This window comes from Mesorhizobium subarcticum (assembly GCF_055456085.1).
Map to the genome: position 1 here is coordinate 5075861 of NZ_CM144237.1, position 26104 is coordinate 5101964.

The 26104-nt window shown below is 61.4% G+C and carries 32 protein-coding genes and 1 pseudogene; 20 read left to right on the forward strand and 13 right to left on the reverse strand.

What is annotated here, in order from left to right; genetic code table 11:
* Window positions 1-8: 8 nt before the first annotated feature.
* Window positions 9-263: a DUF2171 domain-containing protein gene (locus tag ACZYHG_RS24780; RefSeq protein ID WP_027028682.1), complete on the reverse strand. Its 255-nt coding sequence runs from the start codon at window positions 261-263 to the stop codon at window positions 9-11.
* Window positions 264-396: 133 nt separating this feature from the next.
* Here ACZYHG_RS24780 and ACZYHG_RS24785 point away from each other — a divergent pair, with 133 nt between their 5' ends.
* The 3 genes from ACZYHG_RS24785 (at window position 397) to purB (ending at window position 3108) form a co-directional block, all read left to right on the forward strand.
* Entirely contained in the window at window positions 397-1122 is a 726-nt protein-coding gene (locus ACZYHG_RS24785) for a DUF2259 domain-containing protein (protein WP_464610777.1), read from the forward strand.
* A gap of 56 nt (window positions 1123-1178) precedes the next feature.
* Window positions 1179-1643, forward strand: a complete 465-nt coding sequence (locus ACZYHG_RS24790; RefSeq protein ID WP_464614779.1) for a hypothetical protein — start codon at window positions 1179-1181, stop codon at window positions 1641-1643.
* A 157-nt stretch (window positions 1644-1800) separates the two neighbouring features.
* On the forward strand, window positions 1801-3108 hold the full coding sequence (gene purB / locus ACZYHG_RS24795; RefSeq protein WP_464610778.1) for an adenylosuccinate lyase: 1308 nt from the start codon (window positions 1801-1803) through the stop codon (window positions 3106-3108).
* Window positions 3109-3158: 50 nt separating this feature from the next.
* Here the strand turns inward: purB and ACZYHG_RS24800 are convergent, their stop codons facing one another.
* Window positions 3159-3971: a VOC family protein gene (locus ACZYHG_RS24800; protein WP_464610779.1), complete on the reverse strand. Its 813-nt coding sequence runs from the start codon at window positions 3969-3971 to the stop codon at window positions 3159-3161.
* 245 nt (window positions 3972-4216) lie between these two features.
* On the opposite strand from ACZYHG_RS24800, the gene ACZYHG_RS24805 reads away from it, so the two are divergent.
* Window positions 4217-4771 (forward strand): RBBP9/YdeN family alpha/beta hydrolase, encoded by a 555-nt coding sequence (locus tag ACZYHG_RS24805; protein ID WP_464610780.1) that lies wholly within the window; start codon window positions 4217-4219, stop codon window positions 4769-4771.
* Window positions 4772-4788: 17 nt separating this feature from the next.
* Here the strand turns inward: ACZYHG_RS24805 and ACZYHG_RS24810 are convergent, their stop codons facing one another.
* Complete coding sequence (locus ACZYHG_RS24810; RefSeq protein ID WP_464610781.1) at window positions 4789-5562, reverse strand: HpcH/HpaI aldolase family protein; 774 nt, start codon at window positions 5560-5562, stop codon at window positions 4789-4791.
* 229 nt (window positions 5563-5791) lie between these two features.
* Window positions 5792-6112: a DUF1476 domain-containing protein gene (locus ACZYHG_RS24815; protein ID WP_027028674.1), complete on the reverse strand. Its 321-nt coding sequence runs from the start codon at window positions 6110-6112 to the stop codon at window positions 5792-5794.
* A gap of 277 nt (window positions 6113-6389) precedes the next feature.
* Between ACZYHG_RS24815 and purC the strand changes: the two genes are divergently transcribed.
* Together purC and purS are read left to right on the forward strand one after the other, a co-directional pair.
* A complete protein-coding gene (gene purC / locus ACZYHG_RS24820; protein WP_027028673.1) occupies window positions 6390-7184 on the forward strand; it encodes a phosphoribosylaminoimidazolesuccinocarboxamide synthase in 795 nt (264 codons plus the stop codon).
* Between the two features lie 43 nt (window positions 7185-7227).
* Entirely contained in the window at window positions 7228-7470 is a 243-nt protein-coding gene (gene purS, locus ACZYHG_RS24825) for a phosphoribosylformylglycinamidine synthase subunit PurS (protein ID WP_464610782.1), read from the forward strand.
* Here purS and ACZYHG_RS24830 read toward each other — a convergent pair whose 3' ends face one another.
* On the reverse strand, window positions 7471-8643 hold the full coding sequence (locus tag ACZYHG_RS24830) for a hypothetical protein (protein WP_464610783.1): 1173 nt from the start codon (window positions 8641-8643) through the stop codon (window positions 7471-7473). It lies immediately after the preceding gene.
* Window positions 8644-8910: 267 nt separating this feature from the next.
* Here ACZYHG_RS24830 and ACZYHG_RS24835 point away from each other — a divergent pair, with 267 nt between their 5' ends.
* From ACZYHG_RS24835 to ACZYHG_RS24855, 5 genes are all read left to right on the forward strand, one after another.
* Window positions 8911-9462: an RNA 2'-phosphotransferase gene (locus ACZYHG_RS24835; RefSeq protein WP_464610784.1), complete on the forward strand. Its 552-nt coding sequence runs from the start codon at window positions 8911-8913 to the stop codon at window positions 9460-9462.
* Window positions 9459-10127, forward strand: a complete 669-nt coding sequence (gene purQ, locus ACZYHG_RS24840) for a phosphoribosylformylglycinamidine synthase subunit PurQ (RefSeq protein WP_464610785.1) — start codon at window positions 9459-9461, stop codon at window positions 10125-10127. Before ACZYHG_RS24835 ends, purQ begins: the two co-directional genes overlap by 4 nt.
* A gap of 69 nt (window positions 10128-10196) precedes the next feature.
* On the forward strand, window positions 10197-10862 hold the full coding sequence (locus tag ACZYHG_RS24845; RefSeq protein ID WP_464610786.1) for a glutathione S-transferase family protein: 666 nt from the start codon (window positions 10197-10199) through the stop codon (window positions 10860-10862).
* Window positions 10859-11266 (forward strand): hypothetical protein, encoded by a 408-nt coding sequence (locus ACZYHG_RS24850; protein WP_464610787.1) that lies wholly within the window; start codon window positions 10859-10861, stop codon window positions 11264-11266. The genes ACZYHG_RS24845 and ACZYHG_RS24850 overlap by 4 nt, the downstream gene beginning before the upstream one ends.
* A gap of 2 nt (window positions 11267-11268) precedes the next feature.
* Window positions 11269-11910: a Pr6Pr family membrane protein gene (locus tag ACZYHG_RS24855; protein ID WP_464610788.1), complete on the forward strand. Its 642-nt coding sequence runs from the start codon at window positions 11269-11271 to the stop codon at window positions 11908-11910.
* A 30-nt stretch (window positions 11911-11940) separates the two neighbouring features.
* Here the strand turns inward: ACZYHG_RS24855 and ACZYHG_RS24860 are convergent, their stop codons facing one another.
* On the reverse strand, window positions 11941-12192 hold the full coding sequence (locus tag ACZYHG_RS24860; protein ID WP_464610789.1) for a DUF1127 domain-containing protein: 252 nt from the start codon (window positions 12190-12192) through the stop codon (window positions 11941-11943).
* A gap of 93 nt (window positions 12193-12285) precedes the next feature.
* Between ACZYHG_RS24860 and ACZYHG_RS24865 the strand changes: the two genes are divergently transcribed.
* Entirely contained in the window at window positions 12286-13695 is a 1410-nt protein-coding gene (locus ACZYHG_RS24865) for an aminotransferase-like domain-containing protein (protein WP_464610790.1), read from the forward strand.
* A 16-nt stretch (window positions 13696-13711) separates the two neighbouring features.
* Here the strand turns inward: ACZYHG_RS24865 and ACZYHG_RS24870 are convergent, their stop codons facing one another.
* Window positions 13712-13876, reverse strand: coding sequence for a hypothetical protein (locus tag ACZYHG_RS24870; RefSeq protein ID WP_464610791.1), 165 nt, complete (start codon window positions 13874-13876; stop codon window positions 13712-13714).
* Between the two features lie 204 nt (window positions 13877-14080).
* Between ACZYHG_RS24870 and purL the strand changes: the two genes are divergently transcribed.
* The 5 genes from purL to ACZYHG_RS24895 all read left to right on the forward strand — a co-directional run bounded on the left by purL (window position 14081) and on the right by ACZYHG_RS24895 (window position 19131).
* Complete coding sequence (gene purL, locus ACZYHG_RS24875) at window positions 14081-16312, forward strand: phosphoribosylformylglycinamidine synthase subunit PurL (RefSeq protein WP_464610792.1); 2232 nt, start codon at window positions 14081-14083, stop codon at window positions 16310-16312.
* Window positions 16313-16359: 47 nt separating this feature from the next.
* Window positions 16360-16893, forward strand: coding sequence for a hypothetical protein (locus ACZYHG_RS24880; RefSeq protein ID WP_464610793.1), 534 nt, complete (start codon window positions 16360-16362; stop codon window positions 16891-16893).
* A gap of 123 nt (window positions 16894-17016) precedes the next feature.
* Window positions 17017-17250 carry a BolA/IbaG family iron-sulfur metabolism protein gene (locus ACZYHG_RS24885; RefSeq protein ID WP_010909092.1) on the forward strand — a complete coding sequence of 78 codons (234 nt, stop codon included), beginning with the start codon at window positions 17017-17019 and terminating at the stop codon, window positions 17248-17250.
* Window positions 17251-17402: 152 nt separating this feature from the next.
* Window positions 17403-17738, forward strand: coding sequence for a Grx4 family monothiol glutaredoxin (gene grxD / locus ACZYHG_RS24890; protein ID WP_464610794.1), 336 nt, complete (start codon window positions 17403-17405; stop codon window positions 17736-17738).
* A gap of 124 nt (window positions 17739-17862) precedes the next feature.
* A complete protein-coding gene (locus ACZYHG_RS24895; protein WP_464610795.1) occupies window positions 17863-19131 on the forward strand; it encodes a multidrug effflux MFS transporter in 1269 nt (422 codons plus the stop codon).
* Window positions 19132-19179: 48 nt separating this feature from the next.
* On the opposite strand, the gene ACZYHG_RS24900 is transcribed toward ACZYHG_RS24895, so the two are convergent.
* The 3 genes and pseudogenes from ACZYHG_RS24900 to rpsD all read right to left on the reverse strand — a co-directional run bounded on the left by ACZYHG_RS24900 (window position 19180) and on the right by rpsD (window position 21639).
* Window positions 19180-20007, reverse strand: a complete 828-nt coding sequence (locus tag ACZYHG_RS24900; RefSeq protein ID WP_464610796.1) for an inositol monophosphatase family protein — start codon at window positions 20005-20007, stop codon at window positions 19180-19182.
* Complete coding sequence (ttcA, locus tag ACZYHG_RS24905; protein ID WP_464610797.1) at window positions 19997-20884, reverse strand: tRNA 2-thiocytidine(32) synthetase TtcA; 888 nt, start codon at window positions 20882-20884, stop codon at window positions 19997-19999. Before ttcA ends, ACZYHG_RS24900 begins: the two co-directional genes overlap by 11 nt.
* A 136-nt stretch (window positions 20885-21020) precedes the next feature.
* Window positions 21021-21639, reverse strand: a pseudogene (rpsD, locus tag ACZYHG_RS24910) (30S ribosomal protein S4).
* 373 nt (window positions 21640-22012) lie between these two features.
* Here rpsD and ACZYHG_RS24915 point away from each other — a divergent pair.
* Together ACZYHG_RS24915 and ACZYHG_RS24920 are read left to right on the forward strand one after the other, a co-directional pair.
* A complete protein-coding gene (locus ACZYHG_RS24915) occupies window positions 22013-22210 on the forward strand; it encodes a hypothetical protein (RefSeq protein WP_464610798.1) in 198 nt (65 codons plus the stop codon).
* Window positions 22211-22419: 209 nt separating this feature from the next.
* The gene (locus tag ACZYHG_RS24920; RefSeq protein ID WP_027028655.1) at window positions 22420-22608 is read left to right on the forward strand and encodes a hypothetical protein; all 189 of its coding nucleotides are present in this window, start codon (window positions 22420-22422) and stop codon (window positions 22606-22608) included.
* Here ACZYHG_RS24920 and ACZYHG_RS24925 read toward each other — a convergent pair.
* Window positions 22602-22796: a DUF3008 family protein gene (locus ACZYHG_RS24925; RefSeq protein WP_464610799.1), complete on the reverse strand. Its 195-nt coding sequence runs from the start codon at window positions 22794-22796 to the stop codon at window positions 22602-22604. The genes ACZYHG_RS24920 and ACZYHG_RS24925 overlap by 7 nt on opposite strands.
* Window positions 22797-22948: 152 nt before the next feature.
* On the opposite strand from ACZYHG_RS24925, the gene ACZYHG_RS24930 reads away from it, so the two are divergent.
* Window positions 22949-24331, forward strand: a complete 1383-nt coding sequence (locus tag ACZYHG_RS24930; RefSeq protein WP_464610800.1) for an RNB domain-containing ribonuclease — start codon at window positions 22949-22951, stop codon at window positions 24329-24331.
* A 23-nt stretch (window positions 24332-24354) separates the two neighbouring features.
* Here ACZYHG_RS24930 and murI read toward each other — a convergent pair whose 3' ends face one another.
* Together murI and ACZYHG_RS24940 are read right to left on the reverse strand one after the other, a co-directional pair.
* Complete coding sequence (gene murI / locus ACZYHG_RS24935; protein WP_464610801.1) at window positions 24355-25143, reverse strand: glutamate racemase; 789 nt, start codon at window positions 25141-25143, stop codon at window positions 24355-24357.
* On the reverse strand, window positions 25136-26056 hold the full coding sequence (locus ACZYHG_RS24940) for an RNA methyltransferase (RefSeq protein WP_464610802.1): 921 nt from the start codon (window positions 26054-26056) through the stop codon (window positions 25136-25138). The genes murI and ACZYHG_RS24940 overlap by 8 nt, the downstream gene beginning before the upstream one ends.
* Window positions 26057-26104: the final 48 nt, after the last annotated feature.

Sequence of the window (26104 nt, forward strand, 5' to 3'; positions counted from 1 at the left end):
ACCGCCGATCAGACCGGATCGGATTTTTCTTCTTCGAACGTCACCGCGACATCGGAATTCGCCGACAGCCACACCTTCTTGCCATCGACCTCGGCAACCAGGGCCAGAGGAATGTAGTGGTGATGACCCTTGTGGGCGCCCTCGCCGCTGTCGGCCTTGGTCAGCTTGATGCGCTCACCGTCAACCTTGTCGACAGTGCCGACATGCACGCCATCGGCGCCAACGACTTCCATATGTTCACGAATTTTGCTGGTGTCGGTCATGGTGGTTCTCCATTGGGGACTGCCGACAATAACAAATGACGAGCCGATTGGATGCATCGGCTTTTGACCCGCACGACGTTTTGATTCGGCCGTGCTAGGGATTGAACGATTGCGGCTGCCGGAGTGAAAAACGATGCGAATGCTTTTCCTGTTTGCCGTTTCCCTGGCCGCACAGTTTGCGGCGTCGATCGGCGCCCGGGCCGGCGATGTCGCCGAGCTTGAAATCCTCGGCTTCACCAAGGACGGAGGCATCTTCGCCTTTGAGGAGTATGGCGTCCAGGACGGGTCGGGTTTTCCCTATGCCAACCGCTATTACATTGACACGAGCAATGACAGCTTTCTCAAGGGCACGCCGATCAGGGTCCGGCTCGACGACGAGAATGCCAAACTGGACGCTGCCCGCCTTCAGGCCCGACAAAAAGGCGAGGCCATCGTCAGCCAGGCCGCGTTAACCGCCAACCGTGGCATCACCGCCGGCTTCAACCCGGTGACCGAGCTTTCTGCCGATCCACATCGCATGGTGGTCAATCCGCGGCCGATCTTTTCTCCTGTCGACCAGCCTCTCGAGTTCCGGCTGGACGAAATCGGCATGAACAATACCGAAGGCTGCGAGAGCCAGGGCGAGATCAACGGCTTCCGGTTGCTGCGCATCGAGGCGCAGGATGGCGGTGCCACCAAATTGCTGCACGAGGACAAGTCGATCCCCAAGAGCCGGGGGTGCCCGAACGGCTATCGCATCGGTGCGGTCCAGATATTCTCCATGGACAGCCTCAGCGCCTATGCGGTGCTGATCACGGTGCGCCAATATGGTTTCGAGGGGCCGGACTATCGTTGGATCGCCGTGACCGGCCGCCTGTGACATCGCTCGTTCAACCCGCCAGCCGCAATCGGGCCCTGCGCCGCCTGCGCCATGCGATGCCAACGCTGCGCGAAGCGCTTCTCGGTGCCGTGCTGTGGGCCGCCACCATGGGTGCCAGCGCGTTCGTCAACCTGTTGCTGGACAACTGGGTGACGCCGGACAAAATCCGCATCGTATCGCTGCTGTTTGCGGGCGGCGGCGCCCTGGCCTTTCCGATTGGCCTGTTCGCGGCACGGCTGGTTTCGCTCGGAAGGGGCTGGGAGGTTGCCTTCGCGGCGACATTGGTGGGCCTCGCCGCCGCAACGATCGGCCTGACCTCAGGTCTGTATGCGCTGCAATACCGGTCCTACTACGCCGAATGGCATGCACCCGCCCTCACCCTCGAATGGGGGTTCCAACTCGTCTTCACGATGGCGGTGGCGCTCTACCAGTTCGTGGTGCTGGGTATCCGGCTTTATTTTCCACTGGGTTTCGTCGCCTTGTTTGCCGCGAGCCTCTGGTTTGCGCACCAGCATCGTTGAGCATTTTGTCCGCCTCTGTTAGGACGCGGTCTAACCCAGAGTGGTTCAGCGTTCGGCAGAACCGCCGACCCGCTCTATTTCCTCATTCTGGCAATTCCCGTCGGAAAACCGCTGCACACTTTTCCTGGAATTGCTCTAGACACATCAGGACTGACCGATGATCCCTCGCTATTCCCGGCCGGAAATGGTCGCCATCTGGTCGCCCGAAACCCGGTTTCGCATCTGGTTCGAAATCGAGGCCTATGCCTGTGATGCGCTGGCCGAGCTCGGCGTTATCCCTAAAGCGGCCGCGAAAACCATCTGGGAAAAGGGCAGCGCGGCTAAATTCGACGTCGAGAAGATCGACGAGATCGAGCGCGTCACGAAGCATGACGTCATCGCCTTCCTGACGCATCTCGCCGAATTCGTCGGACCCGACGCGCGCTTCATCCATCAGGGCATGACGTCTTCGGATGTTCTGGACACCTGTTTTGCCGTCCAGCTCACCCGCGCCAGCGACATTCTGCTGGCTGATATCGACGGTCTGCTTGCCGCACTCAAGCGCCGCGCCTTCGAACACAAGGACACCGTCACCATCGGCCGCAGCCACGGCATCCATGCCGAGCCGACAACCTTCGGCATCAAGCTGGCACAGGCCTATGCCGAGTTCTCGCGCTGCCGCGAGCGGCTGGTGCACGCGCGCGAGGACATCGCAACCTGCGCGATTTCAGGCGCCGTCGGCACGTTCGCCAACATCGAGCCCTATGTCGAAGAGCACGTCGCGGCAAAGCTAGGGCTGAAGCCGGAGCCGGTGTCGACGCAGGTCATCCCGCGCGATCGCCATGCCATGTTCTTTGCCACGCTCGGCGTCATCGCCTCATCGATGGAGCGGCTGGCGACCGAGATCCGCCATCTGCAGCGCACCGAGGTGCTGGAAGCGGAAGAGTATTTTTCGCCGGGCCAGAAAGGCTCGTCGGCAATGCCGCACAAGCGCAACCCGGTGCTGACGGAAAACCTCACCGGCCTTGCCCGCATGGTGCGCTCCATGGCGTTGCCCGCGATGGAGGATGTCGCACTCTGGCACGAGCGCGATATCTCGCATTCCTCGGTCGAGCGCATGATCGGTCCGGACGCCACGGTGACGCTCGATTTCGCACTGTCGCGGCTGACCGGCGTCATCGACAAGCTGGTCGTTTATCCCGAGAACATGCTGAAGAACATGAATAAGTTCCGCGGCCTGGTGCATTCACAGCGCGTGATGCTGGCGCTGACGCAGGCCGGCCTGTCGCGCGAGGACTCCTACCGGCTGGTGCAGCGCAACGCCATGAGGGTGTGGGAACAAGGTGCTGATTTTCTTGAGGAACTTCTGGCTGACAAGGAAGTGACTGCGGCGCTCCCTGAGGCGGAGATCCGCGAGAAATTCGACCTGGGCTACCACACCAAGCATGTCGATACGATTTTCAGGCGGGTGTTTGGAGAGGCCTGAGCTTTTCCTTCTCCCCGTTTACGGGAGAAAGAAGCTGCGCCGATGTCCAATCACGCCTTTCCAGGCACCGTCCTGATCACCGTGCCCCACGGGTCCTCACGGCTGCTCTCGCTGGCCACATTGTCGGAACGCATCTCGACCCAGGCAAGCCCCGACCGGCTCGGATCACGGCGGCCGGCGCCGGGACTCTGCCAGGCGTTCGCGCCGATGTGGTGATGATAACCGCCTGACGACAGGAACACCGCCTGGCTGCCATATTTGGCCACCGTGTCGAAGCCGAACTCCTTGTTCCACCACGCCTCTGCCTCTTCCGGCCTGCCGACGCGCAAATGGACATGACCGACAATGCTGTTTTCGGGCGCACCTTGCCAAACGGCATCGCCGGCAGGCACGCTGCCAACGACCGCAGGAATGTTCATGCGTTCCGTTGCCATCGCCACCTTGTCGCCGTTCCACTTCCAGTCCTGCGGACGGCGGTCGGCATAGATTTCGATGCCATTGCCCTCGGGGTCGGTCAGGTACAGCGCTTCGCTGACCAGATGGTCCGAAGCACCCTCGATGGCGATCTTGTCTGATATGGCATGATTGATCCAGCGGCCGAGATCGGCGCGACTGGGGAGCAGGAAGGCCGTGTGGAAAAGGCCAGCACTGCGCGGATCGTCCGGCTTGGCCGAAGGATCAGCCTCGATGACCAGCAGTGGGCGGCTGCCGGCGCCGAGCGTGATGGCGCCATCGGCACGGCTCAATTCCTGCAGCCCAACGACTTTGCGGTAGTAGGCGGCGAGGCTCTCCGCATCGCGTGCCTTGAGCCCGACGCGGGCAACGCTCACCGGCGTGGTGGCGGCAAATGGCAGTTCGCTCATCATTGTCTCCGTTGCGGCAACGTGTGATGAAGCTCCCAAAGCCAGGAGCCCTGCGCCGCCGATCATTGTACGTCGTGTCAGCGCCAAAATCCCGGTCCTCCACGGCTGTTTCTTTCCTGACGACAGATCGTCTATCGCAATCGTTCACACAAGACAGCGAAAAGCGAACATGGTGTTCACCATTGCGAGCAGGAGCTCGCCCTTCAACGGTTGCATGAGGCAATGGGGCTCGCTATTTCAGCGCCATGAAAGTCAAAGACGCAGATATCCTGATCGTTCCGGGCTACACCAATTCCGGACCCGAGCATTGGCAGAGCCGCTGGCAGTCGAAACTGTCGACGGCGCGCCGTGTCGAACAGGCGGAATGGTCGAAACCGGTGCGCGAGGACTGGACGGCGAGCGTGGCCAAGGCAGTCAACGAAGCCGAGAGACCGGTCGTCATCGTCGCGCATTCGCTGGGGGTCGCCGCCGCGGTGCAGGCCATTCCGCGATTCGTGAAGCCGGTTGCCGGAGCCTTCTTCGTGGCACCGCCGGATGTCGCCAATCCCACGATCAAGCCGAAGCACCTGATGACCTTTGGCCCCTATCCGCGCGAGCCGCTGCCTTTTCCGTCGATCGTGATCGCCAGCCGTAACGATCCGTTCTGCACTTTCGATGTCGCCGAGGACATTGCCGGAGCCTGGGGCTCACTGTTCATCGACGCTGGCGAGACCGGCCATCTCAATGCGGATTCAGGCTTCGGCCCGTGGCCCGAAGGATCCATGACCTTCGCCAAGTTCCTCACAGATCTGAAGGCGTAGTTTTTTCGGACGCCTCGTCAGCCGCCGATCGAATCCTTGATGCCCTTCAGCAGGGTCTTTGCGCCCAGCGAAATCACCGCATGCTCGGACCCGGTGGCCAGCAGGCGGTAACCCATCGACACGACACGGCCGGCAATTGCCGGTTCGACGACATAGATGGCGGCATGTTTTCCGGCCTTGCGGGTGCGCTCGGCGACCGATGCTATCGTCTCCATCATGCTTTCCAGCGTCGAATTGACGGTCGTGCCGTTGCTCCAGGCGATCGAGAAATCCGACGGTCCCAGGAAAATGCCGTCAATGCCCGGCGTGTCGAGAATGCCGTCGAGCGCGTCAAGCGCGGCCCGCGTCTCGACCATGGCGAAGGCCATGGTGCGCTGGTTGGTGTCGCGCAGCCATTCGGCGTAGTCGCCCTTGCCATGGCGTGGAAAGGCGTAGGTGGGGCCCCAGGAGCGCTCGCCGAGCGGCGGATATTTCATCGCCGCGGCAAACAGCTTTGCATCGGCGACCGAGTTCACCATCGGCGCGATGACCGCTTCGGCGCCGAAATCGAGTGCCCGGCTTGCCATGTCGAAACGGCCGACGGGAATGCGCACCAGCGCTGGCTTGTTTGCCGCAAGTACCGGCACGAGACCGCGCAGCACACTGTCTTCGTGATGGCCGCCATGCTGCATGTCGAGCGTGACCGCATCGAAGCCCTGCTTGGCGAGGATTTCGACGGTCAGGGCGTCCGGCACGCCCGACCAGGCGGTGATCAGCGTTTCATCGGCGGCAAGGCGGGACTTCAGGGACATCAAATCTCTTTCCTCGTTAACTGTCGGGAGTTTCAGCCGGAAACGGCGGCAAAGGCAAAGAAAAACCGCCCGGCTTGGCCGAGCGGTCGATTGGTCCAGTCATTTCTTGTCTGTCGCAGGTTCTGTCGCAAAACCGTGGGACACTTTTGCGGAACCTGCTTCCTTCCAACTGTCGCTGGTTCTGTCGCAAAACCGTGGGACACTTTTGCGGAACCTGCTCCGGCCCGGATCAGGTGTTCTTGATCTGCTCGATCGCCTGCGCCATCAGTTCGTCCATGGTGCGGCGGATCTGGTGGTCCGACTGTTCGACGCCAGCGGCATCGAAATCCCGGCGGATCTTGCGGAACACGTCATGGTCGCCAGCTTCCTCGATGTCGGAAACAACAACTTCCTTGGCATAGGCATCAGCATCCGCCCCCGACTTTCCGAGCTTTTCGGCGGCCCACAGGCCAAGCGCCTTGTTGCGGCGCGCCGAGGCCTTGAACCGAAGCTCCTCGTCGAAAGCAAATTTGCGCTCGAAGCCTTCTTCGCGGTCTTTCATGCTGCTCATGGCGTCCCTCCGGGTCAAATTCAATTCGTTTGCAAAAAGGATATGTGTGTTGCCAAAGCACAAACCAAAAGGTCGCGGGCCGGTCAATATGCTTCATCGCATGCTGCGCTGCGGCATTTCAGTCCCGAAAGCGGTTGGTTGAAAGGATTTGCCGATTGAGCAAACGATGTGATTGGGATAGACCCGGCATTGAACCCAACCGTCGCCACACTAATATAGGCAGACGGACAGGAACTGGTCGCTTGCCGCCTGCCCGCAAATCCAGAGAAAAATTCAGATGAAAAATCGCCGCCGCATTTATGAAGGCAAGGCCAAGATCCTCTATGAGGGACCGGAACCCGGCACGCTGATCCAGTTCTTCAAGGACGACGCCACCGCGTTCAACAAGAAGAAACACGAGGTCATCGACGGCAAGGGTGTGCTCAACAACCGCATTTCCGAGTACATCTTCAACCACTTGAACCGCATGGGCATCCCGACCCACTTCATCCGCCGGCTCAACATGCGTGAGCAGTTGATCAAGGAAGTCGAGATCATCCCGCTTGAAGTGGTGGTGCGCAACGTCGCCGCCGGCTCGCTGTCCAAGCGCCTCGGCATCGAGGAAGGCACCGTTTTGCCGCGCTCGATCATCGAATTCTATTACAAGGCCGACGCGCTCGACGATCCGATGGTGTCGGAAGAGCACATCACGGCGTTCGGGTGGGCGAGCCCGCAGGAAATCGACGATGTCATGGCGCTGGCCATTCGCGTCAACGACTTCCTCTCCGGCCTGTTCATGGGCGTCGGCATCCAGCTCGTCGACTTCAAGATCGAGTGCGGCCGCCTGTTCGAGGGCGACATGATGCGCATCGTCGTCGCCGACGAGATTTCGCCGGATTCCTGCCGCCTGTGGGACGTGGCAACGCAGGACAAGCTCGACAAGGATCGTTTCCGCCGCGACATGGGCGGCCTCGTCGAGGCCTACCAGGAAGTTGCCCGTCGCCTCGGCATCATGAACGAGAACGAGCCGCCGCGCCCGACCGGCCCGGTGCTTGTCGCCTCGACTGACGGCGTCAAAGGCAAGCCGCACTGATCGCGGCTTGCAACCCGATACTTAGAACAGGAGCATGTCCAGCGTGATCAAGGCCCGCATTACCGTCACCCTCAAGAACGGTGTTCTCGACCCCCAAGGCAAGGCGATCGAACATGCATTGTCAGGCCTGGGCTTTGATGGTGTCGGCGCGGTGCGGCAGGGCAAGGTGTTCGACGTCGAACTGGCGGAAAGCGACAAGGCCAAGGCCGAGGCCGATCTCAAGGCCATGTGCGACAAGCTGCTAGCGAACACGGTGATCGAGAACTACAGCGTATCCATCGCCTGACTAGGTCGGGCGCGCGATCCGCGGCTTGCGCAGCCAGAGAAAACCTATGACCGCTGCACCCGCCAGAGTCACAAGCAGCTTGTAGGTCAGTCGCTCGACGTCACCGGCATCGAAAATCTTGTCGATCGATCCGTATCTGGTCGGGTCGCGAAGCACTTCGATCTCGGTGCCGATCGATGTCGGCATGCTCACATAAAAATCGTCATCCACGTCGAACATGAACTCGTTGCCATCCGGAGCCCGGTAGGCAAATTTCGCCGTCGGAATTTTCGTAATGCGCCAGGCACCGCCGCCGGGCGCTGGAGCTGACGGAATTTCGGTTGAGTCGGCAGAGCAGTCGACACGGGAACGCTCCACCCAATTGCGCCTGACTTTCACCTCCAACGCGCATTGCAGGCCGGTGTCGACCACATTTGCCTTTTGTCGCTCCCAGGTGAAGGTATGGACGAACCGCGTAACTGCGGGGCCGATCGACCATGCACCGAGGACAAAGAAAAACGCCGCCAGCCCGGTCACGCCAATCTTGATCACAAGACGGCCGGCTCCCAGGCCCCTTTTCGACCGTTCCATTGCCGCCAGTTGGACTGCCCTCATCTGCGGATCGTCAGAAAGCTGGTTCGGGTCGCGGTTTTCGGCAACCATCCATCGAACATTCAGCAGAACAAGGATGTTCATCCAACCCAGCAGGAGCGCAATCAGAAGCTGTAAGTGCAATCGATAGAAGACAGTGTGAAAGCTGGTCGCGCAGGCGTTTGCGAGATCAATTCGCGAAACACCGCGGCGCCCACCTGTGTACCAGGCCCCATCTCCTGAGATGAGCGGGAACAGCAGCAGCGCGGCAAGGAACATTCCGATCAGCAGTTGCTTCCGGTAGACCCGGAGGCTTCTCTTGTAGCTGAAGATATCCAGCGCATTCGACGCCACCAAGCCTACGGAAACAATGCCCAGGCAGATCGACAGAGCCGTGTCCGCCAATAGCAGGTTTGCAAAAGAGGCGGCGCAGCCAGCCAGATCCACCTTAAACGAAAGCCAAGTGGAAAACGATGATCGCATGGACGCGGGAGCGTCCCAGAACGATATTCCCGCGAAGGCGGCAAGCGCCGCCACGATGGTCGTCGCCGTCCACATCGCCCGCGTTCTGTATTCCAGCTCTTTATTCTTGCCGTAATCCACGAAATCCTCATATTACCACAAGATGTATTCTCTTGTGCAGCAATGTCGTTAACAACGTGGATTTCTATTGCGGATATCCGGCAACGAAAAAGGCCGAAGCAAGTGTATGGCTAACCGTTTGCTAAGCAGCTGAATTGACATACCTGTGCGGCGGGTTCGCCGGCTCCCATGCCTGTTTGACCGATGTGTGCGACCTCGCTAAACACGGCCTGCGCTCTGCATCGGCCGGACTTTACGCAACAGCCGACATTGGAAACTACCTTTGCAATGCCGAACGACACGCAAATTTCCAAATTCATGAGCCTTGTCCTGCGACACGCGCCGCAGGAGGCAGGATTGTCGCTTGACGAAAACGGCTGGGCCGATTTTGGCGCGCTTTGTGCGGTCATCCGGACGAAGTTCGGCGCATCGGCCGCCGACGTTTTGCGCATCGTCGAAGAGAATCCGAAAAAGCGCTTCGCCGTCGATGGCAATCGCATCCGTGCCGTGCAGGGCCACAGCGTCGATGTCGATCTCGGCCTGCCGCCGTCGGTGCCTCCTGATTTGCTCTATCACGGCACCAAGGAAGAATTTCTCCCCAGCATTCTGCGCGAAGGCCTGACCAGCCAGTCACGCCAGCATGTTCACTTGTCAAAGGATGTGGAAACGGCTCTGATCGTGGCGCGGCGCCGTGCCGGGAAAAGTGCTATCCTGCAAATCAACTCGGCATCCATGACAAAAGACGGGGTGTCATTCTTTCTCTCCGATAACGGTGTCTGGTTGACCAACCACGTTTCACCCCGGTATCTCACTCAGATGCTCGAACGGGAATTGCCATGAAATCCGCCGTCGTCCTCCTGCCTGGCCTCAACCGCGACCGCGACATGATCGCGGCGCTGACCAAGATTTCGGGAAAACCGCCGATCACGGTCTGGCAGACCGACACCGAAATCCCCGATGTCGACCTGATCGCCATTCCGGGCGGATTCTCCTTCGGCGACTACCTACGCTGCGGCGCGATTGCCGCGCGCATGCCGGTGATGCGGGCGGTCGCCGAAAAGGCGGCCAAGGGCGTCACGGTCATCGGCGTCTGCAACGGTTTTCAGATCCTGGTCGAGGCCGGCCTGTTGCCCGGCGCCTTGATGCGCAACACTTCGCTAAAGTTCGTCTGCCGGCAGGTGAAGCTTGAGATCACCAATGCCAACACGATGTTCACCCGCCGCTATCAGCCCGGCCAGATCATCCGAACGCCGGTCGCGCACCATGACGGCAATTATTTTGCCGACGCCGACACGCTTGCCCGCCTCGAAGGCGAAGGCCAGGTGGTGTTCCGTTATGCCGAGGGTACCAATCCCAACGGCTCGATCAACGACATTGCCGGAATCATCAATGAACAAGGCAATGTGCTCGGCCTGATGCCTCATCCCGAAAACCTGATCGAAGCCGCCCATGGCGGCAGCGACGGTCGTGGACTGTTCGAAAGTGCGCTCGGCATTGCCGCATGATATCACCAAGGCGCATGCCTTGAAAAACAGCTGGACATCAAGTCCGCGTCACATGGGAGAGAGACGGTCATGAAACTCTATTCGCGGCCGTTGTCGCCCTACTCATCGATCGTGCGGGCGCTGGCCTACATCAAGGACGTGCCGCTCAAGATCATTGCGCCGCCGCCGGGTTTTCCGATCCCGGAAGAATTTCGCGCCATTTCGCCGATGAACCGGATTCCGGTGCTGATCACCGGCTCTGGCGAAACCATCGTCGAATCGGTAGTCATCGCCGAATATCTCGAGGAGCGGTTTCCGGAACCGGCATTGCTGCCGCCTGACTCCAAGGACCGCGCGCTGGTGCGCATGTTCGCCCGCATCACCGACCTCGACGTGCTGACGCCGACAATGAAGCTTTTCGAGCTGCATTTCGTCCAGAAGCGAAACAATGCCGAGATCGAAGCCCAGTTCGCCCGCTTGCATCACGGGCTGGCGGCGATCGAGGCACGCATGGCGCAAGGCCCCTTTGCGCTCGGCGACGACATCAGCTTCGCGGATGCCTGGCTGACGCCGACGCGCTTCATCTTCAACAATTTCCGGGCCATGACGGGACATCACGACCTGCTCGCTGCCTATCCCAAATTCGACGCCTATGAGCAGATCGCTTCGCAGCATCCGGCACTGTCGCGGGTGTGGGGCGAGATGACCGACGGCCAAAAGATCTTCCTGTCCGAACTTGAGATGGGTGCCGCTTGACCAAGGTGAAGACAATCGCCTTCGTTGCCGCGGCAGGCTTTGCCCTGGCATCGTGCCAATCGACTCCGAAAAGCACGCCTGTCCCGTCGGGCAAGAGTGCGTCGCTGCTGGCCATGGAACAGGTGGCGATATCCGCCCACAAATGCTGGATCGCCAGCAAGGACCCGGCCTTCAAGCAATATCAGATGGCCAACGAACTGAACTCGTTCAGCGGCACGCCACGCTTCCTGCTGGTGCCGGCCAAGCATTATGGCGGCAAGCCGTTGCTGGTGGTGCAGGCGCAAGGCAATTCGAACCGCGTCTACGCGTTCGGGCCTCTGATGAACGATCCGATCGGCGCGCGCATCAGCTCCGACATTGCCCGCTGGCAGGCCGGCAATCCGGCCTGCGCCGCAACCGCATAGCCATGGGCCGCTTTCTGCAGGTCGCGGGTCTGGTCATCGGTCTGGCCGGGCTCGTCCTGCAGTTCTGCATCAGCATTCCAGCGTCGATGGAAGCCGGCCGCAGCCTGCTCGGCTCGATTGTCTTCTATTTCAGTTTCTTCACTATCCTGACCAACATCGGCGCCGTGCTGGTCTACACCTCGCTGCTATCATCCAGCGGCTATGCGTGGCTGCCGGCCTTCGCCGGGCCGCGAATGCGCGCGGGGGTCGCTGTTTCGATCACGCTGGTATTCATCGTCTACGCCACGGTTCTGGCGCGGCTCTGGCAGCCGCGGGGCCTGTTCCTGCTCTGCGATGTGCTGCTGCACTATGTGACGCCGGTTCTGTTCGTGCTGTGGTGGCTGGTCGCGGGTGCCGACGGCAGGACACGTCTGCGGGACGTGTCCTGGTGGGTGCTCTACCCCATTGCCTATCTGGCCTATGCGCTGGCGCGGGCGCCGTTTGCCGGCGAAGTGCCCTACCCCTTCCTCGACGTCGCCAAGAACGGTGTAGCCAATGTCGCCGTGGCAGCATTGTCCATCACGGCGCTGTTCCTGGTGATCTGCGTCGTCGCCGTTTTTATCGATCGCGGCATAGGCCATCGCGGGGCAAAACGGGTCCGCTAATGCATATCGCGACCCGCCTTAGGTTGGCCGCTATTCCCAGAAAGGCCTGACGCCCTCGCGATGGGCGTCGCAGCGGGAAAGGCCGATGTCCTTCAGTTGATCGTCGGTCATCTCAAGCAATGCCAGCCGACTGCGCCGGCGATCAAGCAAATGGTCGATCCATTTCGCCAGCGAGATCACCACCCACACCAGACGGCTGACAAAGCCGCGACGACCTGACGGGCGGGGTGTTTGACTGGGAAGCGCGGCTCTTGGATGACTGATTGTCGCGATTGTATCCATTTTCTTTCTGCCAAAACTCTCAATTGCACCCTTTTTGGTGCGCGACTGATATGGATTGACTCACAATCCGGTGCAATATAGAAAATTGTCACCATGACAAATTGGCTTCCAGACCTCACCGGCTCCGGCCCGCTGTATCAGCGCCTTGCTGACTCCATTGAGACGGATATCGATCGGGGTGTGATCGATGCCGGCGCAAAGCTGCCGCCGCAGCGGGACCTCGCCTACGATATCGGCGCCACGGTCGGCACGGTTGGCCGGGCCTATCAATTGCTGCGCGAGCGCGGGCTGGTGAGCGGCGAAGTCGGGCGTGGAACCTATGTCCTGGGACAGCGCGGCGGCGTTACGAAAACGGAAGCTCCCGACGTCAGCGTGGAAGGCACGCGGTATATCGATGCGCCCAAGGACATATTGCGTTTCGACAGCACTGCGGCACCCGATATCGGCCAGGGCGCCATTGTCGCGGATGCGCTGTCGCGCGTGGCACAAGACCATCCGCACGAGATTTCAAGCTATACGCGCGATTTCCCCGACCGCTGGTATGAGGCTGGCGCCCGCTGGCTGTCGCGCAATTCCTTCCGTCCTGCTGCCGATACAATCGTCCCTACTCTCGGCACTCATGCAGCGGTGATGGCGGCGGTCGCAGCACTGACCACGCCCGGCGATTATGTTGCCTTCGAGCACCTCACCTATTCACAGATCTCGCGCAGTGCCGGTCTGATCGGTCGGCGCACGGCGTTGGTGGCATCGGATGACGAAGGCCTCAACCCGGCCGATTTCGAGCGTGTCTGCGCGCAAAAACATCCCAGGATGATCTTCCTGATGCCGACGGCGCAAAATCCCACCCTGGTGACCTTGTCGCCGGCGCGTCGCGAGGCGATTGCGCGGGTCGCGCGTGAATACAATGTCATTCTCATCGAAGACGATCTCTACGGCCACCTGACCGATGACCCGACACCGTTGCTCGCCGAATATGCGCCGGAGAGAACCATCGTTGCCGGCGGCCTGTCGAAGTCGGTCGCCGCCGGCATGCGCGGCGGTTGGCTCTCCTGCCCGCCTGCCTATCGCCACCGTATCCGCGTCGCCCACAAGATGATGACCGGCGGCATGCCCTTCCTGTTGGCAGAGGTGAATGCCCGGCTGGTGCTTTCCGGCCAGGCCAGCGATATCCGTAAGCGCAGCATCGCCGAAATCAGCGCCCGAATCGCGATCGTGCGTGAAACTCTGGCCGGTTTCGCCTTCAAGTCTCACGACAGGGTACCCTTCGTCTGGCTGACTTTGCCCGACCCCTGGCTTTCCGGCACCTTCAAGAACGCTTGCCTGGAACACGGCGTGCTTATCGACGATGAGGACGAGTTCAAGGCCGGCCGCTCCGAACAGGTCTTTCACGGTATCCGCTTCGGCGTTTCGCAGCCCAGACAGCGCGGGGATGTCGCCGACGGCGTTGCGGTTCTGCGGCGCCTCCTCGATGAGGGCCGCGCCGGCTACGACAGCTTTTCCTGAGAGAGCCAGGCCCGGATCAGCCTTCGGCCTTGAAGTTCCGGGCTTCCTTTTTGGCCTCGTCCTTGCCGTGCTTTTCAGCCAGTTCCTTGGCCTGTCCAGGCGAAACGTCTGACGTTTCCGCGATATGAATGGCCTCCTTGTCCGAGAGGCGGTTATCGTTCTTGCCTTGCTTGGTAGCCATGGTCCGGTCTCCTGAGTGGTTGAGACCTAACGGCTGGCACATCGTAGCGTTCCATTCGGCCTAGCGTTCCTCGCTGCGAAGGCCATCATTGTCGTCACCTTGTGCTTTCTGTCTTTTTTCATCGATCGACGGGTGTATCGGGTGCAAAGCTTGCGATAAGAGGGGACTCAAAATCTCCGCTTCCATGGACATAAATCGCCGCCCATGACCATTTCCAATTCCGTGCCGATCACCCCAGAGCTCATTGCCGCGCACGGGCTGAAGCCCGACGAATACCAGCGCATCCTCGAACTGGTCGGGCGCGAGCCGAGCTTCACCGAGCTCGGCATCTTCTCGGCGATGTGGAACGAGCACTGCTCTTACAAATCCTCGAAGAAATGGCTGCGCACGCTGCCGACTACCGGGCCGCAGGTCATCCAGGGGCCCGGCGAGAATGCGGGTGTGGTCGACATCGGCGATGGCGACTGCGTCGTCTTCAAGATGGAAAGCCACAACCATCCCTCCTTCATCGAGCCCTATCAGGGTGCGGCAACCGGCGTCGGCGGCATCTTGCGCGACGTTTTCACCATGGGCGCGCGGCCGATCGCGGCGATGAATGCACTACGCTTTGGCGCACCGGACCATCCCAAGACGCGGCATCTCGTATCAGGCGTGGTTTCCGGCGTTGGCGGTTACGGTAACGCCTTCGGCGTGCCGACGGTCGGCGGCGAGGTCAATTTCGATGCTCGCTACAACGGCAACATCCTGGTCAATGCCTTTGCCGCGGGCCTTGCCAAGACCGATGCGATCTTCCTGTCCGAAGCCAAGGGCGTTGGCCTGCCGGTCGTCTATCTCGGCGCCAAGACCGGCCGCGACGGCGTCGGCGGCGCCACCATGGCCTCGGCCGAGTTCGACGACAAGATCGACGAGAAACGGCCGACCGTTCAGGTCGGCGATCCCTTCACCGAAAAGTGCCTGCTGGAAGCTTGCCTCGAACTGATGGCCTCAGGCGCCGTCATCGCCATCCAGGACATGGGTGCGGCAGGCCTTACCTGCTCGGCGGTGGAGATGGGCGCCAAGGGCGACCTCGGCATCGAGCTCGATCTCGACAAAGTGCCGGTGCGCGAGGAGCGCATGAGCGCTTATGAGATGATGCTATCGGAAAGCCAGGAGCGCATGCTGATGGTGCTGCGCCCGGAGAAAGAAAAGGAAGCCGAGGCGATCTTCCACAAATGGGGCCTCGACTTCGCCATCGTCGGCAAGACCACCGACGATCTGCGCTTCCGCGTCATCCATCAGGGCGACGAGGTCGCCAATTTGCCGATCAAGGACCTTGGCGACAAGGCACCGGAATATGACCGCCCCTGGGTCGAGCCGAAGAAGCCGGCGGCACTGGCGGCCGGCGATGCACCGAAGGCCGATGTCGCCGATGCCCTCTTGAAACTGCTCGGCGGGCCGGACCTGTCCTCGCGCCGCTGGGTGTGGGAGCAGTATGACACCCTCATCCAGGGCAATTCGCTGCAGCTTCCCGGCGGCGACGCCGGCGTGGTGCGCGTCGAAGGCCACGCGACCAAGGCGCTCGCCTTCTCGTCAGACGTGACGCCGCGCTATTGCGAGGCCGACCCGTATGAGGGCGGCAAGCAGGCGGTGGCCGAATGCTGGCGCAATTTGACCGCCACCGGCGCGTTGCCGCTGGCGGCGACCGACAACCTCAATTTCGGCAATCCGGAACGGCCCGAGATCATGGGCCAGTTGGTCGGCGCGGTGAAAGGCATCGGCGATGCCTGCCGGGCGCTCGGCTTCCCGATCGTGTCGGGCAATGTCTCGCTCTACAACGAAACCAATGGCCAGGGCATCCTGCCGACGCCGACCATCGGCGGCGTCGGGCTGATATCAGACTGGTCGAAGATGGCGCGCATCGGCTTTGCCGCCGAAGACCAGATGATCCTGCTGGTCGGCGCTCCGGCGACATGGGGCAGCCATCTCGGCCAGTCCGCCTATCTCAGAGACATTCATGGCCGTACCGACGGCCCGCCGCCGCCGGTCGACCTCGCGCATGAAAAGCGCGTCGGCGACCATGTGCGCGCGCTGATCGCGTCGGGCGTGGTGACGGCGGCGCATGACCTTTCCGATGGCGGCCTTGCCGTGGCCCTGGCCGAAATGGCGATGGCATCCGGCATTGGCGCCACCGTTCCGGGTCTCGCCGGCACCGACCCGATCCCGGTCTGGTTCGGCGAGGACCAGGGCCGCTATCTCCTGACGCTGTCGGTCGATCCGCAAAGCAGGGAATGGGACGCCATCCGCGAGAATCAGAGCAAGCTCGGCATCTTCGCGCCATGGATCGGCTCGACCGGCGGAACTGAGCTGAAGCTCGGCGACGCCAGGGCAATCCCGGTCAGCGACTTGACCGCAGCCCATGAAGGCTGGTTCCCGCGCTTCATGGACCAGGCCAGTTGACCGGAGCATGATCCCGAAAAGTGGACCCCGGTTTTTCGGAAAAGATCATGCTCAATCACAGGAAACTGGCCGCGCGGGCGCTGCTTGCAGTCGTTTTCTGGCCGTCGCTGTTCTTCTTCTGGTTCCTCGGCCCGTTCGTCTTCTTCTTGCTGTCAACGACCTCGAGCGAGGTTTGTCCGCTGTTGGAAAGGCGTGAGCAGTTCCTGGCCTCGGCCAATGGCACGCTGCCGATGCTGGTTCTGCAGAACCTGATCTACGCGGTTTCCATCGTCTGCCTGGTGCTTTGGGGCCGGCTTGTGCCGGACCGGGCGCGGACAAGGCGGATCGTCACCTGCATCAAGCTTTTCGCCGTCGCGGCCACTCTGGGGGCAGTGTGGGAATATGGTTCTTCGCTGGTCTGCGATGGCTACGGCCAGCCGTTCTTCTCGCCCGTCTGGCAGATGACCAGCTATCTGCCGATTGCCAACCTGGCGGTCAACATCCCGCTCTACGTGCTGGTCTTCAGCCTTGGCCGCGCCTTCTCGATGCGCGAGGATGATCCCACGGACAATGCGGTTCGTCCGGGCGGGACCGTTTCTTAAAGCTCAATCATCCGCACACCGGATGGAAGCGCTTCAATCGCGACCAGAAACGCTTTAGGTTCATTGCGACTCTCATCGCATGGGCAGCCTTGCTGCCTAGCCGCTCGAAACAGGAATTCCGCCATGGCAATGGATGCCCACGACATCGAAAAACTGATCAAGGACGGCATTCCGGACGCCAAGGTGACGATCCGTGACCTCGCCGGCGACGGCGACCACTATGCCGCCGAAGTGGTGGCCGAGAGCTTTCGCGGAAAGAGCCGCGTCCAGCAGCACCAGATGGTCTATGACGCGCTGAAGGGCAATATGGGCGGCGTGCTGCATGCGCTTGCGCTGCAGACCAGCGTGCCCGACTGAGGCCGTTCCAGCCGCACCCGCTTGGCCCAAGCCGGCCCATCCTTTGCGCCATTTCAGCGCCGGCGCGGCTAATGTCTTGTTTCGGGCAATCTATGGGTTTATTTGATAGGAATGCTTCGAGCCTGACTCCCACGGGCGTGAAAGGATATTCCATGAGCGGTATCAACGACTACATCGACAATGAAGTGAAGGGCAACGACGTCGTCCTTTTCATGAAGGGCACGCCCGGTTTTCCGCAGTGCGGATTTTCCGGCCAGGTGGTCCAGATCCTCGACTATATCGGCGCCGACTACAAAGGCGTGAACGTTCTGGACTCGGCCGAACTGCGCCAGGGCATCAAGGAATATTCCAACTGGCCGACGATCCCGCAACTCTATGTGAAGGGCGAGTTCGTCGGCGGCTGCGACATCATCCGCGAGATGTTCCAGGCAGGCGAACTGCAGACGTTCCTCGTCGAAAAAGGCGTGAGCGTAAAAGCCACCGCCTGACGACACGCGCCGAGCACCGGGGGCGGCCCAACCTCGGCAATTAACGTGTCCCTGATATCGGGGCCAAGACGAGCCAATGCGCCGGCCCGCCGGCGCGTTTTCGTTCTTAGAGATCGGACTTGCCGTGGACCAGCATTCGACAGCGCCGCAATTGGCAGGCAAACTGCCCATTCCGCGCTGGGAATTCATTGCGCTCTGTGCCGCGCTGATGGCGCTCAACTCGCTGGCCATCGACATCATGCTACCGGCGCTGCAGCAGATCGGCGCCTCGCTCGGCGTCGAAAATGAAAATCACCGGCAATATGTGGTCACCGCCTACATTCTGGGTTTTGGTGGCGGCCAGCTGTTCTTCGGGCCGATCTCCGACCGGTTCGGACGCCGCGCACCCCTCGTCGTCGGTCTGATCATCTACGTGGCTGCCGTCGCCGCCGCCGCCATCGCGCCGAGTTTTGAAGCGCTTCTCCTTTGCCGAGCCGTGCAAGGCATCGGGGCAGCCGCCACGCGTGTCATCGCGGTCTCGATCGTGCGTGATACATTCGAAGGCCGGCGTATGGCCGAGGTGATGTCGCTGATCTTCATGGTGTTCATGGCGATACCGGTCATCGCGCCCGGTGTCGGTCAGTTCATCATGCTTTTCGCGACCTGGCATTGGATCTTCATCACCATGGCCATCGGAGCGCTGCTTGTCTCGGCATGGTCGCTGCTGCGCCTGCCTGAAACGTTGCGTCCCGAACATCGTCGGCCGCTGACGGTATCTTCCATCCTTGGCGGTTTCCGCATCGTGCTCACCAACCGCATTGCGATTTGCTATGCTTTCGCCAGCACCTTCGTCTTCGCCGCCATGTTCGGCTTCATAGCCTCCGCGCAGCAGATCTATGTCGACATATTCAACGTTGGTGAGATGTTCCCGGTCATCTTCGCCGGGGTCGCTGGCGTGCTCGCCTTCTCCAATTTTCTGAATTCACGGCTCGTCGGCCGCATCGGCATGCGCCGGCTCTCGCAGAGCGCGCTGCTGCTGTTCTTGACCATCAGTCTCGCCTGGCTGGTCGTCTCGCTGGAAATGAAGATGCCGCTTTGGCTGTTCGTCACCTTCTTCGCCAGCGCCATGCTTCCATTCGGTGCACTCGGCGCCAATTTCAACGCGCTGGCCATGGAGCCGCTTGGCCAACTGGCTGGTACGGCCTCTTCCATCCTGGGTTTCATGCAGACGTTTCTTGGCGGCATCCTCGGTACGCTGATCGGCCAGGCATTCAACGGCACAGTGACACCATTGGCCGCCGGCTTCTGCAGCGTTTCGGTCGCTACCCTGCTGATGATCCTGCTCGCCGAGCGCGGCAGGATGTTCCAGCCGCACAACCCACCCGTTTCAGGCCACGTCACCGACCTGCACTGATTGTTGTTTGTCGGCCGACAGACTGGCGCATTAAATTCCGCGCAGGAATTATTCTGCCCACAGTTCGCGGCGCAACTCCTGCCAGCTTTCGCGGTCGGGAGCGACCAGCAAGCCACCTCCGACATGCGACGGCAGGTAGGCTGTGCCGTCGAACCGCGCGGCATGGCCGCCGGCCTCGGCATGGATCAGCACACCGGCGAGATGATCCCATGGCATCAGCTTGTTGTAGACGACGAAATGGCCATGGCCGCTGGCCAGCAAGCGGTATTCGTGGGCGGCACAGCGGTAGTTGAACTGCGACAGCGTCTTGGTCTGGTTGCAGGCCAGCCGCGTGCGGTCGGGCTCGACCATGTATTGCCAGGAAACCGCACCGGTCATCTGAGAAATCGGCGCGCCTGCGGCAACCCGCACTTTCTCCAGCGTACCATAAGCGTGGCGGATATGGCTGCCGGCACCTATGGCACCGATCAGCCAATCCTTGCCGACCGGATCGTGAATGATGCCGGCAACGGTTTCGCCCTTGACCACGACCGCCAGCATGACGCCGAACAGGGGCACGCCGGAGGCGAAGTTGAAGGTGCCGTCGACCGGGTCGATCACGAAAGCAAGATCGGCGTTGCCCAGACCATCGAGCAGTGCCGGATTGTCGGAACAGGCTTCCTCGCCGACGACCATCGCCGTGGGATAGCGGTCGCGCAACCGCGCCGTGATCAGCCGCTCGGCATTGACATCGGCCTCCGTCACCAGATCGGCGGGGGAGGTCTTCTGGCGGATGTCGCCATCGCCCAGCCGGCGAAAGCGGGGCATGATTTCGGTGTCGGCCGCCTCGGCCAGCAAGCTGGCCAGCCAGTCGATCGCATTGTCGTCAAATGTCATTGGAAGCGTCTTGTCCTGTGATGAGGGTCTGGTTCAGGGCGGCGAAATCGAACAGCTTCCTGTCGAGCAGATGCGACGGTCTGGTGTTGGACAGCGCGCGCAGCATCGTGTCCTTGCGGCCAGGCATGCGCTTTTCCAGATCGTCGAGCATCGCCTTCATGGCGTTGCGCTGGAGGCCTTCCTGGCTGCCGCAGAGGTCGCAAGGGATGATCGGAAACCGCATCGCGGCGGCGAATTTTTCGAGGTCGATTTCGGCGCAGTAGCTCAGCGGCCGCAGCACCATGACATCGCCTTCGTCGTTGAGCAGCTTTGGCGGCATGGCCGCGAGACGGCCGCCATGGAACAGGTTCATGAAGAAGGTTTCGAGAATGTCCTCGCGGTGGTGGCCGAGAACCAGCGCCGAGCACCCCTCCTCGCGCGCGATGCGGTAGAGATGGCCGCGCCGTAGCCGCGAGCAGAGCGAACAGTAGGTGCTGCCCTGCGGCAGCTTGTCGGTAACGATGGAATAGGTGTCCTGATATTCGATGCGGTGTGCAATGCCGTTGGCGTCGAGATAATCGGGCAGGATGTGTTTTGGGAAATTCGGTTGGCCCTGGTCGAGATTGCAGGCCAGCAGCTCGACGGGCAGCAGCCCGCGCCATTTGAGGTCCAGCAGCACGGCAAGCAGACCGTAGGAATCCTTGCCGCCCGAGAGCGCGACCAGCCAGCGCTGGCCCGGCTCCACCATCGAAAAATCCTCGATCGTCTGGCGGGTCAGCTGCAGCAGCCGCTTGCGCAGCTTGTTGAACTCGACCGAGGACGGCACATCGGCGAACAGCGGATGGAAACCACCCTCGGCGATCGGTTCAAGCGTCTCTATGTCTGGCAGCATATTCATGGCGCGGTGGCCCCGGGGATGTAACGTCCGCCCGGATTAGCGCATCGGCCGGAGAATCGAAACCGCAAAGCGGATGCGCGAAACAAAAAGGCCGCCTCGAAGGGCGGCCTTTTCGGTATCGCAGAAAAGCGTTCGCTTAGCGCGAATAGAATTCGACGACCAGGTTCGGTTCCATCTGAACGGCGAACGGAACGTCCGCCAGGCCGGGGATGCGCGAGAAGGTCGCGACCATCTTGTTGTGATCGGCTTCGATGTAATCCGGCACGTCGCGCTCGGCGAGGCCGACCGATTCCAGGACGATGACCAGCTGCTTCGACTTTTCGCGCACTTCGATGACGTCGCCCGGCTTGCAGCGGTACGAGCCGATGTTGACGCGCTTGCCGTTGACGTTGACGTGGCCGTGGTTGACGAACTGACGGGCCGCGAAAATGGTCGGCACGAACTTGGAGCGGTAGACGACCGCGTCGAGACGCGAACTCGAGCAGACCGATCAGGTTCTCGGAGGTGTCACCCTTGCGGCGGTCAGCCTCTTCATAGACCTTACGGAACTGCTTTTCCGAAACGTCGCCATAGTGACCCTTCAGCTTCTGCTTGGCGCGCAGCTGCAGGCCGAAATCTGAAAGCTTGCCCTTGCGGCGCTGGCCGTGCTGGCCGGGACCGTATTCACGCTTGTTGACCGGGGACTTCGGGCGGCCCCAGATATTTTCGCCGAGACGGCGGTCGATCTTGTACTTCGCGGATTCGCGCTTGCTCATCGCATTCCCTTTTCAAAACAACACACCCGGCACCTCATGGTCCGGGTGAAGGAAACGCGCCCTCCTCTGGCCTCCGTTTTCGAGACCTGACAGGGTTTTCCCACGCAACGCGGCGGAAAACCCACGGGACACGTCAGTTCAAACAAAACCAGAAACCAAGGCAACCGGTCTTGCGCATACAAAACAAACACCGGACATCACTGCCCGGCGTTGGCGGCTGGTTAAACCGAGATTTAACCGGTGTCAAGCTTTCGCCTGGCTCGGCATGGCGCAACCATATACCGTCGCCGACGTTATGCGATGCCGGATGTGGCGGGAGGTTTTGCGCCAACGGCACTAGGAAGGGATCTGGAGCTAGAGGAGTCCAATTAGCATGAAGAAGTTCTTCCTTACCTTGGCAGGCGCCGCGGTGCTTGCAGGTTCGATGGCGGTGGCGCCGGAACCGGCCATGGCGCGTCATTGGCACGGCCACAAACAGGTCTGCCGCGTCATCGTCAAGAAGAAGGTGGTGTGGCGGCACGGTCATCGCAAGGTGATCGTGACAAAGGTAAGGCGCTGCCACCACTGGTGATACCGGCTTGGCCAGACACAAGTTTCGCTTGGAAGAAATCGGAGGAGGGCCAGCGATCCGTCGCTGGCCCTTTCGCATTGAATGGCTGGCAAATCCGGGAACGCCCGAGGCTCCTCCCGTAGCCCAACCTCCTAACGTTCCCGACTTCGTGATTGGGGATGATTGCCGCGATTCGGTACAAATCGAATTTCAGGCAATGGAGAAGCCCTATGAAGACCGCAACCTTGCTTCTGGTCGCGCTGCTTGCAGGCCCGACCCTACTCGCTTCGCCGGAACTCGCTGTGGCCGGTGGAAAAAACAATTGCCATTGGGTCAAGATCACCCGGCGTGTCTGGAGCAACGGGCATCCCCACTGGGTCACAAAGAAAGTGAAGCGCTGCGACTACAACCATCATTGATGGCTTGATGATTTCTTGTCGGGCAGGCCCTTGCGCTCGGTCTCGGCGAAGTCCTCAAGCTGCTTTTCGGTCATCGATTCGTACATCTCGCGCGATGCGCCTTTGAGTTCGCCCTTCCTGGTCTCGCCGCGCTTGGCGGAAAGTGCTGCGCCGGCGGCTTTTTGCTGAGCTTGTGATTTGGCAGGCATGGCGTTTCTCCTTTGCTGTGAAGAGAAACGCCGCGCTTCGGCGACAGTTCCAGCGGCCAGTTCCTCATCCGACTGCTGCCATTCCGGCGGCCAGCTTTGGCGAGTTCGTTGGCAGCCTTCCCGTGTCCGGAGCGCCGGTGTAGGACAGCGGGATGAAGTCTCTGACAGATCCCTCACAAGCTCTCTCCACCGGCCTGGCGAAAATCCGCACTGAATTCCACGTGCCGGATGGATTTCCGGCTGACGTCATGGCGGCAGCGGAAGCGGCGGCCAAACGTGTGCCCAACCAGCACACCGATCGGACAGCGATGCCCTTCGTTACGCTCGATCCGGCAAGCTCCACCGATCTTGACCAGGCGTTCTCGATCGAAGCCAGCGGTGGCGATCTTCTGTTGCATTATGCCATTGCCGACGTCGCCTGGTTCGTCGAGGACGGCGACGCGATCGATCTAGAGGCCTGGACGCGGGGCGAGACATTTTATCTACCGGACGGCAAGGCCGGGCTCTACCCGCCGGTCATTGCCGAGGGTGCGGCCAGTTTGTTGCCGGACGGACCACGTCCGGCAATCATCTTCACCGTTCGAACCGCTCCAGACGGCGCGGTAAAGTTGGACGGCGCGGAGCGGGCAATCATTCAAAGCCGTGCGAAGCTCGCCTATGACAGCGTCCAGGCCTCCGACGTTCCGGCCAGCTTCGCGGAGCTGGCGCGGCGCGTGGCGGCAAACGAGGAGCGTCGAGGCGCTTCGCGCGTCGACCCGCCCGAGCAGGAGGTGGAAAAGCTCGCCGATGGCACGTTCCAGCTTGCGTTCAGGCCGATGCTGCAATCCGAACAAGACAACGCCGCGCTTTCGCTCGCCGCCAACATGGCGATTGCCGACGCCATGCTGGCGCACAAGACCGGGTTGTTCCGGGTGATGTCGGAACCGGATGCGTTCAAGGTGCAAAGGCTGCGCAATGCGGCACAGGCTCTTGGACTGTCCTGGCCGGCCTCGACCAGCTTGCGCGACTATCAGCGGACCCTTGATTCGAGCAACAGGCAACAGGCGGCGCTGATGCTGGAAATCCGCCATGCCGGCTCCGGCGCTTCCTATCAGCCCTATCAGGAGGGCATCGTGCCCTGGCACGAGGCGATGGCTGCGACCTACGCCCATGCAACCGCGCCGCTCAGGCGATTAGCCGATCGCTACGTCGTGCGCTGCGCGCTGGCCATATCAAACGGCCAACCCGTGCCGCAGGCCGTCACCGATGCGTTCACTCGATTGCCGAAGGTGATGGGGCGTGGGGATAGCCGCGCTTCGCAGATCAACCATGCAGCGATCGACCTTGCCGAGGCGGTTATGCTCAGGGGACGCGAAGGTGAGACGTTCAAGGCCGTCGTGACCGATGTCGTCGACCATGGCGTGCGCGTACAGCTTGCCGACATGCCTGTCGTTGCCACCGTAAAGGCCTCCGGCCTCAAGCAGGGTGATGCTCTGAAGCTGAAGCTGGTCTCGGCCGATCCAGATCAGCGCAGCATCGTCTTTGAACCTGATTGAGCGGCAGATGTTTCTGCCTCCGTCTAGCTCACGACCAGTCCAAAGCCCTGCATCAGCCGGCTGACGGCAAAGTCAGCCTTGCCCGAGGTGAAGACGGCGATATCGGGCTCGCCTTGCGGCAGCGCCCCGTCGACGGGCGGCAGCAGCGACAGGGCACGCCGGGCGATCGCCTCGGCCGGATCGATCCAGTCGACCGGCCAGGGCGCGGTCTTGCGCATGCGGTTGACCAAGAACGGATAATGCGTGCAGGCCAGCACCACGATATCGGTCCGCATTCCGTCACGCTCGATGAAGCAGGGCGCGATCTCGGCGCGCACGGCTTCCTCGTCGACAAAGCCCTCGCGCATATAGGCTTCGGCAAGTTGCGCCAGCCTGTCGCTGCCAACCAGCCGGACATGGCATTTCTGTGCCCATTTGCTGATCAGGTCACGCGTGTATTGCCGCTTCACCGTACCCGGCGTCGCCAGCACCGAGACCAGGCCCGAGCGGGTGCGCTCCGCCGCCGGCTTGACCGCCGGCACCGTGCCGACAAAGGGATGGCCGGGAAAGGTGTCACGCAGCGCGTCGATCACCAGCGTCGATGCAGTATTGCAGGCGATGACCGATATGACCGGTCTAAACCGGTCGAGCAGCGTGGCGAACAGCTCCAGTATATGGGTCCGCAGCGCCGGTTCCTCCCAGGCGCCGAAAGGAAAGGCCGCGTCGTCGGCGACATAGATGAAGCGCCGATCCGGCATCAGCACCCGCGCCTCGCGCAACACGGTCAGCCCTCCGACGCCGGAATCGAACATCAGGATCGGCCGCTCAGTCATTGTCGGTTCCCTTGCCGCCGAGCGGCGGCGTGTCGGTATCGTCGCCGTTGGCGTCAGGCACATGGCCAGTCGCATCCGCCTTGCGGGCGCGAGCGGCCGCCGCGGGCAGACGCCTCGGATCATCGCCCGGCGAACCATCGCCGCGCGGCATGGCCGGCGAAAACCTGTCGAGCGAGGAAATGATGCCGCGCAGCACTTTGAGCTCCGGCTCGGCAAAGCCGGCGCGCGTCAGCACGGCGCGCAGATTGTCGACCATCTTCGGCTTCTTCGGCGCCGGCCGGAAATAACCGCGCGCTTCCAATGCGCCCTCGAGATAGGCAAACAGGCCGTGCAATTCTTCCTTGCTTGCCGGCTTCATATCCGGGCCGGAAAAATTGGTCTTGGTTTCGTCCTCGAGGCCTGACTTCATCCACTCATAGGACATCAGCAGCGCGGCCTGTGCGATGTTGAGCGAGGAGAAATCGGGATCGACGGGAAAGGTGACGATCTCGTCGGCAAGACCGACCTCGTCATTGTAGAGGCCGAAGCGTTCGCGGCCGAACAGGATGCCGGTGCGCTGACCCATGCCGTGGCGGGCACGAAGCACCCTGCCCGCTTCCACCGGACCACGCACGGATTTGAAGCCGTCGCGCTGCCTGGCGGTGGTGGCGAAAACGAAATTCAAATCGGCAAGCGCCGAGGCCAGATCATCGAACACTTTCACCGCGTCGATCACATGGTCGGCACGGCTGGCGGCGGCGCGGGCCTTCTCGCTCGGCCAGCCGTCGCGCGGATTGACCAGGCGCAGCTCGGACAGACCGAAATTGGCCATGGCGCGGGCGACCATGCCGATGTTCTCGCCGAGCTGCGGTTCGACGAGAATGATGGCCGGGCCGGCGGCTGTGCTGTTGTCGGGATCGTTGGTGATGGGCATGTTTGTCAATGAACTGCTGTTTGCGGCATTTCAGCGTCCCCTGCCATA